The sequence below is a fragment of the Methylomagnum sp. genome, from assembly GCF_054333355.1.
Genome location: NZ_JBTEKS010000317.1, coordinates 1 through 5,185, shown reverse-complemented (window position 1 = coordinate 5,185; position 5,185 = coordinate 1). Strand labels below are relative to the sequence as shown.

At 60.8% G+C, this 5,185-nt stretch carries 5 protein-coding genes; 3 read left to right on the top strand and 2 right to left on the bottom strand.

Annotated features, from left to right (window positions below):
* Window positions 1–122 precede the first annotated feature (122 nt).
* Together ACXWUF_RS18130 and ACXWUF_RS18125 are read left to right on the top strand one after the other, a co-directional pair.
* Window positions 123–533, top strand: coding sequence for a glycosyltransferase (locus tag ACXWUF_RS18130; RefSeq protein WP_458496012.1), 411 nt, complete (start codon window positions 123–125; stop codon window positions 531–533).
* Between the two features lie 109 nt (window positions 534–642).
* On the top strand, window positions 643–1,692 hold the full coding sequence (locus ACXWUF_RS18125) for an AI-2E family transporter (RefSeq protein WP_458496011.1): 1,050 nt from the start codon (window positions 643–645) through the stop codon (window positions 1,690–1,692).
* Between the two features lie 172 nt (window positions 1,693–1,864).
* On the opposite strand, the gene ACXWUF_RS18120 is transcribed toward ACXWUF_RS18125, so the two are convergent.
* Window positions 1,865–2,485 carry an Lcl domain-containing protein gene (locus tag ACXWUF_RS18120; protein ID WP_458496010.1) on the bottom strand — a complete coding sequence of 207 codons (621 nt, stop codon included), beginning with the start codon at window positions 2,483–2,485 and terminating at the stop codon, window positions 1,865–1,867.
* A 382-nt stretch (window positions 2,486–2,867) separates the two neighbouring features.
* Between ACXWUF_RS18120 and ACXWUF_RS18115 the strand changes: the two genes are divergently transcribed.
* Entirely contained in the window at window positions 2,868–3,287 is a 420-nt protein-coding gene (locus tag ACXWUF_RS18115; RefSeq protein WP_458496009.1) for a hypothetical protein, read from the top strand.
* A gap of 122 nt (window positions 3,288–3,409) precedes the next feature.
* On the opposite strand, the gene cysG is transcribed toward ACXWUF_RS18115, so the two are convergent.
* Entirely contained in the window at window positions 3,410–4,813 is a 1,404-nt protein-coding gene (gene cysG / locus ACXWUF_RS18110; protein ID WP_458496008.1) for a siroheme synthase CysG, read from the bottom strand.
* Window positions 4,814–5,185: the final 372 nt, after the last annotated feature.

The following is a 5,185-nucleotide window of genomic DNA, read 5'->3' as shown; positions in this document are numbered from 1 at the left end:
CCTTCTCTCCGGGTATATGAGGGAGCAACTTAGGCGCCCGTCAATACCCTTGGCCTTCGCTTAATTTTCAAGCATGAACCACTGGGGTTCTGCGGAAGCTTCAAGTTTCTGCGTAAGTCCTATTGTTTTGCCCCGGCCTTGCTCAAGCCCGGATAGATAAACATGCTTCCCCACGCCTCACCATTGTGCCGCGCCCGGTGCGCCTTAACCGTTTAATCTCCGCGTGCGATTTGGCGCTTTGTCATGCGGGACACGGCACGGTGTGTGGCATGTTGCAGGCGGGAATACCCCTATTGTTATTGCCCACCAATCTTGAGCAATATATGACGGCGCGTCGGGTCGAAGAGTGTGGGGCGGGTTTGGTGGCCCCGGAACCTAACGAAAAACCGGATTATCTCGCGCTGATAGGGGAAATTCTTAACCGGGGGGAATACCGTGTCGCCGCCCAAAATTTCGCCGCGCAATATTCCGAGCATACCCAAGCAGTTATAAATGATAGGATTCTGACGCGGCTTTTGGCATTGGTGGGTTGAATATACCCGAAACAGCATTTTGCCCTCTCTCCCTCTGGGAGAGGGCCGGGGTGATGGTGGTCAAATGAAGATTTCCTTCCAACGACGTCTATATCAGGAAGTTTTTGCCATGAACAATCCCCCCCGTCCACTTTATTCCGCGCTGTTTCTGGCCGGACTCGGTTACTTGATTTACCGGGTTTTGGCGGAACTGTTTGAGCCTGTTATCTGGGCGATTATCTTGGTTTACGCCACTTGGCCGCTGCACGCTTGGCTGCGCGGTCGGCTGCGCGGTAGCAACGGGTGGAGCGCCCTGGTTCTGGTGATGGTGCTGGGCGCGGCGGTGTTGGTGCCGCTGCTGACTTTGAGCGTGATTCTGCAAAGCGAACTCGCCGATTTCCTCCGCCAATTGCCGGGTTGGCTGGAGGGCAAGCCCGAACTGCCGCCCTGGGTTGCCCGCATTCCTTTGGTCGGCGACGAGCTGCGGGTGGTGATTGACCAGTTCGAGACGCTGCAAGGGCTGGTCCGCCAATACGGATTGCCCAAGCTCGCCAATATTTCCGGGAAGCTGCTGGGTATGTTGGAAGGGGCTGGATTTCTGGCGGCGAAATGGATTTTCACGCTGTTCTTGATGTTCTTTTTTTACCGGGATGGGGATGTGCTGGCCGAGCAGGTTCGGCTAGGTTTGGTGCGGGGTTTGGGCGGGTGGGCCGACGCTTATCTCGCCACCGCTGAAACCACGACCAAGGCGGTGTTTTACGGCATTGTGATGACGGCGATTGTGCAGGGTGCCGTGGCCGGATTGGGGTATTGGGGTGTGGGGATGCAGGCTCCGGCGTTGCTGACCTTGTTGACGATGTTCATTGCGCTGATTCCGTTCGGCACGGTGGTGATGTGGGTGGGGGCGTCGCTGTGGCTGATTTTCCACGGGCAGCATTGGGCGGGGGTGGCTTTGCTTTTGTGGGGGGCTTTGGTGGTGAGTTGGGTGGATAACTTGGTCCGGCCCTTGATAATCAGCCGCACCACGCGCATTCCTTTTGTGTTGGTTATGTTGGGGGTATTGGGGGGATTGACCGGGTTTGGGTTTATTGGGTTGTTTATGGGGCCGGTTATTTTGGCGATTGGGTTGGCGGTTTGGCGGGAGTGGTTGGGGTCGAGGGTGGGCGTGAATTCGGGTTAATGTTGGTATCGAGGGCGGTGGGTTTAATTGATTTATGCAGTATCAAAGCAGGGCCGTAGGATGCGGTGAGGCACGAACCGCATCAATCGCGAACGATGCGGTTCCTTCGTCACCACATCCTACGTGCTGCCCCCTGCACCCCCCAAAGGGCCGAATGACCCGAATCACCGAATCATCCACGCCGCCGCTTCCATCCGCCGCCGATCCAGGCCACCACGCCGCTCCCCAGCAGCATCAGGCTTCCCGGCTCCGGCACTGCGGCGGCGACGTCACCGGAGCGCACGGCCCACGCATACAACTCAAAGAGCTTACCGTCGCGGCCCTGGAAGCCGACGTAGGTATCGAAGCTCCACGCGTCAATGGGATCGGGCGCGTACTCCGTACCCGACCAGTACAGGTAGGACTGGATATTGGTGAACTTGGCCAGTTCCGTGGCGTTGCCGGTCAGGATCGAATTGTACGCCGTGACTCCCAGTTCCGAATAGAACAAATGCCCCAGCTCGCTGTCGGTGCAGTCGTAGCCAAAACACGTCTCCGAGGTCGGCAGCCGCCAGTCGCTGTAGCCGCCGTAGACCAGTTGGTCCGACCAGGCCACGGCGGCGTCCCAGTTCATCACGCCATCGGCGTCGTAGCCCGAGGTTAGGGCGTAGTTGGCGTCCGCCAGCCAGGTGATGTTCAAATCGCTGTCGTAGACCATCCCGCCGGGGCGGGTGAACAGCCCCGCCGATGCCGTGGTGGACAGGGTAAGACCCGCCAGCAGCAGCGCGGCGGGGGCGTGTTTCATCAGCTTCATGGGAAACCCCTTGTTGTTGTGGGTGAGTGGATGATGGAGAATGCCCGCCGGGTGTTGCACGGGCGGCACATTATAACCACACGGGGAGGGGGGGAAGGGAACGCTTCGGCGGGGGCGCAGCCCGCGTAGGATGGGTAGAGCGCAGCGAAACCCATCATCCCAGGCCGGTATGTCGAGGGATTACATCCGACCTAACAGGTCCGCAGGTTAGGTTGAAGCTTTGCGGAAACCCCGCTTATCCGTCGCAAACCGCTGGGTTTCGTTCCTCAACCCAGCCTACGATTCTTGGGCATTACCGATATCCCAACAAAAAAGCCCCATCCTCAAAAACGGGGCTTTTTAATGTCTCTAAGTTAAACTCAAATCAACAAAGCAAAACCCAATGTCAAACGAAATACTAATTTTAACCGGCAGCCTATCCCTAACCCTCGCCCTAATCGAAGCCTGGATGCTGGTCATCATTTTCACCAACCCAGCCAGCGCACTCGCCAAACTCATCCCCGGCACCGAAGACCTCCTCAAATCGCATATAGACTACTTATTGATGTCCCTGTTTCTCTTCGCGTTCTATCTGCTATTCAGCCAGTTTCAAATCAAAGCGCCGACCTTCATCATTCTGAGTATGTGCCTGGGCGCCATCGGCAATGCCGGACTCTTCCTAATCCGCGCCATCAACCCCAGCCTAAAACCCGAACCCACCGCCGCGTTTCGCCTGTTGATGAGTATTAGCTGCCTGCTCACCACGGTCGGCTATTTGGGCGGGGCTAGTCTGGTGGCCGCGTCCGCCTACGCTCGGATGTGACGGAAGCTATGCCCATGATTGCTTGGGACGAAACAAAGGGTCGTAGGTTGGGGTGACACAGGAACCCCAACCATCACCCGTCCTCGAATTGTTGGGGTTCGTGCCTCACCCCAACCCACCCGCTACGCATCCTCCCCCCGAAACCACGCCAACTTCCCATGCAAACTCACCACCCCGCCCACGATCACCAAGGTCGGGGCACTCACCTTCGACTCGGCCACTAACGCGGGCAAGGTGTTCACGGTCCCGGTAATCACCCGCTGGTGGCGCGTGGTGCCCTGCTGAATCAGCGCGGCGGGTGTGTCGGGCGCGGCACCGTGGGCCAGCAACGCCTCGCGGATACGTTCCAAGCCTTGCAGGCCCATATAAATGACCAGGGTTTGATCGGGCCGGGCCAGCCGCTCCCAATCCAGCCCGCCTATTTCGCCCTCCTTCAAGTGCCCGGTCACGAAGGTCACGGACTGGGCGAAATCCCGGTGAGTCAGCGGAATCCCCGCATAGGCCGCGCAACCCGAGGCGGCGGTGATGCCGGGCACCACCTGGAACGGAATGCCTTTCTCCATTAAGGTCTCGATTTCCTCGCCGCCGCGCCCGAAGATGAAGGGGTCGCCGCCCTTGAACCGCACCACCCGCTTGCCTTGCTTGGCGAGCCGCACCAATAGCGCGTTGATTTGGTCCTGCGGCAAGGTGTGGCGGCGGCTCTCCTTGCCCGCGTAAATCTTCTCCGCGTCGTTCCGCACCAAGGCCATGATGTCCGGCGACACCAGCCGGTCGTACACCACCACGTCGGCCTCCTGGATGGTCCGAAACGCCCGCAGGGTCAGCAAATCGGGATCGCCCGGCCCCGCGCCGACTAGCGACACGAAGCCGGTTTGTTCCGCCGCCCCGCCCGCCGCTTCGGCTTGAATCAAGCTTTCCAGCCGCGCTGCCGCCTCCGCCTCCCGGCCCGAAAACACCAGTTCAGCCACCGGGCCTTGTAGATTCCGTTCCCAGAACAAGCGCCGCCGCGAGGAATCGCCGATGGCCGCCTTGACCCGCGTGCGGAATTGCTCGGCCAACTCGGCCAGCTTGCCGTAGGCGGCGGGCAGGGCGCTTTCCAAGCGGGCGCGCACCAGCCGGGCCAGCACCGGCGAAGCGCCGCCGGTCGATACGGCGATGACCACCGGGGCGCGGTCCACGATGGCGGGGAAGATGAACGAGCAGAGTTCCGGGCAATCCACCACGTTGACCGGAATGCCCCGCGCCTCGGCGGCGGCGGCGACGCTCTCGTTGACTTCGCGGCGGTCGGTGGCGGAAATCACCAGCCGGAAATCCGCCACGTCGGCGGGTTCGAAGGTCTTGGGGCGATGCGCAATCTTCCCGTCGGCCAGCAACGCGGCCAGCGCCTCGCACAAGTTGGGGGACAGCACCGTGACCCGGCCACCGCTGCGCCGCAGGGAGGCGACTTTGCGGGCCGCGACCTCGCCGCCGCCGATTACGAGGCAGGCTTGCCCGGTGAGCTTTAGGAAAATGGGCAGGTATTTCATAACTACAATCCAGGGCGGAAAAACGGTCGGCCATGATGGCGCAAGAATTGGGATGGCGGAAGGGCGGCGGTGTTTCGGATCAGGGCAATCTCGCGATGTCTGGGGTAGGTCGGGCGTGTACTCATGCCCGACGCGGCGGTCTGGCCGAGGCGTCGGGCAGGAAATACCTGCCCGACCTACACCTATCACGTCATTCAATGGCCGACAAAGCACCGGTAGGAATCCCCTCACCCCAACCCTCTCCCGGTGGGAGAGGGGACCAGAGGGGCATAGCGCGATTGCCCTGCCGCCTGGCCCGTGCTGCGCCGCACCGCGGTGATCGAGCGCGTGCGCGGCATCGTCCTCGTACGACCGCGCGGGAAGACGACGTTC

Bases quoted from the DNA above. Each gene is read 5' to 3' on its own strand.
- ACXWUF_RS18125 (WP_458496011.1), top strand. From the start codon at position 643: ATGAACAATCCCCCCCGTCCACTTTATTCCGCGCTGTTTCTGGCCGGA.
- ACXWUF_RS18120 (WP_458496010.1), bottom strand. From the start codon at position 2,485: ATGAAGCTGATGAAACACGCCCCCGCCGCGCTGCTGCTGGCGGGTCTT.
- ACXWUF_RS18115 (WP_458496009.1), top strand. From the start codon at position 2,868: ATGTCAAACGAAATACTAATTTTAACCGGCAGCCTATCCCTAACCCTC.
- cysG (WP_458496008.1), bottom strand. From the start codon at position 4,813: ATGAAATACCTGCCCATTTTCCTAAAGCTCACCGGGCAAGCCTGCCTC.